General features: G+C 48.2%; 2 protein-coding genes. Both read right to left on the bottom strand.

Annotation, left to right across the window (positions count from 1 at the left end; translation table 11 throughout):
- The coding region (locus H6F80_RS00130; protein ID WP_242067080.1) for a hypothetical protein at positions 1–377 on the bottom strand (377 nt) is incomplete at its 3' end.
- A 480-nt stretch (positions 378–857) separates the two neighbouring features.
- The gene (locus tag H6F80_RS00135) at positions 858–1502 is read right to left on the bottom strand and encodes a hypothetical protein (RefSeq protein WP_190789601.1); all 645 of its coding nucleotides are present in this window, start codon (positions 1500–1502) and stop codon (positions 858–860) included.
- Positions 1503–2309 lie beyond the last annotated feature (807 nt).

The raw sequence follows: 2309 nt of genomic DNA on the forward strand, positions 1-2309 counted from the left end.
GATCGGGGCATATAAAACGCACCCACTACATCGCCCTGCTTCACTTCAAAAACCATATAAGCAGCACCTAATTGCTCAGGCTCCGGCGACTGCCCATATAAATAAACGCCATCTGTCAACGAGCGAGGATCTAACCTCTGCCCCGATTGCTCAACCGATCGTCCAGGAAGCTGCCCACGGGTTTGTCCAACCAGTTGCTGAGCTACCTCATGATTTGCAGTCAGATGCGTTTCAGAAAGTTCCGACCCCTGCACAGAGCCATTCGGCAAACTCACTACCGCGAGCCCTAGCGTGACAAATAAACCTGTTAGAGGCTTCTCCAGCCGCTCAACCAGAGTACGCCACGGTTGAGATGTGTGCTTTGATTGATAGACCACCGCAGTTTCCTCCTCTTCCCCTCAACAGTGTTCAACAGATACCTAACGGACGAAATCTGAAACACTTTGTTCTTCTACTCTACCGGGAAGATTAAATGCCCAATTCAGGCAGCTAGCAAAACTTCACGGACGGTCAGGAAGAACCAGTTTTTTCAAGAGTGTCGCGCTAGAGACAACCACAAGACCTCGCCTATTCATTCCAGAAACAAACTCAAAATTTTCTTAAACTCTGCTTTGTTGTTTCGGAAATCTTGGTTGCCTAGCTTGCTGCGCCTAGCATAAAGCCGACCGGAAGCTTGGCGCGTCCCCCATTGAACTGATCCATTCGGGTGATTATGGACGAGTGAGATCTATCCAGAGCACAGTTGCACGAAGCGCAATCCCATCAGGGGCTACACAAATAGTTATAGATAGTTACTCGTTACAGATAGTTACAGAAGTAGTGACACAAGCACTGGTAATGTCATGCCCGAACAGTTCCTATGCTTGTCGCTGCCGCTTGCTTCGCGTTCCTTTCGTTCCTTCAGTGGTGGATTGCGTTCGAGGAGCTGATTTTGATTTAGCAGCCGTCTTCGATGCAGTACTCTTCTGGGTTGAATTAGCTGACGATTTTGCTGACGATCGCGTTCGCCGTTTGGTGGGAGCAGTGTCGTTTGCGGGTTCGGAATCTGCGATTACTCCTTCGGGAAACTGCGAAGCAATTGCTTCCGGTTTTGCTTCATTCAAACTCTTGCTGGCTTTTTCAGCAGTTCCATTTGAAGAAGATTGCGAAGGAACCGCTTCAATTACCATCAAGTTTTCGCCCAGAGCTTTGCGGCTTCTCCGACCTGTTCTTCCAGTTTTGGGAGCAGCCGTTTCTTTTTGCCGTTTTGCAGCTGAGAGATAGCTCTTGAGCGAAGAAGCTGAAATCTCAATTCCCCGTTCAGTCAGCATTCCGGCAACTTCCTCATAGCTATAGCCCTTACTCAAAGCAGATGAGATCTGCACTTGAAGATAGGCAACAGCTTCGCGCAAAGACCAATTTTCCTTTGGCTTTTCGGGCAACTCCTCCAGTGTAGAGGTTGCATAATCAATGGCAGATTTTGTGACGATCGCCGAGGCTGTGGTTTTCTTTGATCTTGGCATTTGTATTGTTCCTAAACCATACTTCTGTACACAATACTATTCCCAAATTTCAAAATAAGCACAAGGATTAATTGCCAAATTAAACGCGCTGAATTGATTAACCAAAAGAACACGCTCCTACTGGCACAAAAACACTTACAGATTAAAAAAACAGAAGCGGCTCTTGGGTTATGTTGACCTTTTGTTCAGCCTGTTCTGCCACCCCAATAAAATAGCGGAAACATCGCGCCAGAATGCGGTACGACCAGCATGCAAACAATGATCTCCAGAGCAGAATTCTTCTGATCAGCGTTTGTTTGTGCCTGTTTGAACTTGTTGCCTGAAAGCCAGCAAGATTCAGTTGCCCCTTTTCCAATCCGTCTCCTGTAATGCAAAGCAGTGCCCGGCGGAGCGATCATCATTGCTTCATTTCTGATTCATCAGTCCATGATTCCTTGCTGAAGAACCCCTCGAACTGATCCGGATACCGTTCCCATCTCTGGTAAAACTGATCGGTAGATGCACTGGCGAAAGGGAACTCGCATCAAGGCGATTCCTTCTGCGGGAAACTGCGAGGCGATCGACTGGCGATCGATTGGCGATTGCCTTTAGTGCAGCGCGATCGATTTCTAATCCGAGGATGCCGGCGGGACTGCCGCCCTTGAAATGCGGCTATAGCAACAGAAGCAACAGAAGGGTAGGAGGAGGCTATCAGTATGCGGCGGTACAAACACAGGCATCAGCTAATCCCGGCAGATTCAACGGATTTGATTTTTTGGCTTCGCCTGAATTCACGGTTCTCTAACCCTGTTGCCTACCCCTGAATTG

The organism is Leptolyngbya sp. FACHB-711 (assembly GCF_014695615.1).
Taxonomy (GTDB): Bacteria; Cyanobacteriota; Cyanobacteriia; order Elainellales; family Elainellaceae; genus Leptolyngbya_A.

Bases quoted from the DNA above. Each gene is read 5' to 3' on its own strand.
- H6F80_RS00135 (WP_190789601.1), bottom strand. From the start codon at position 1,502: ATGCCAAGATCAAAGAAAACCACAGCCTCGGCGATCGTCACAAAATCT.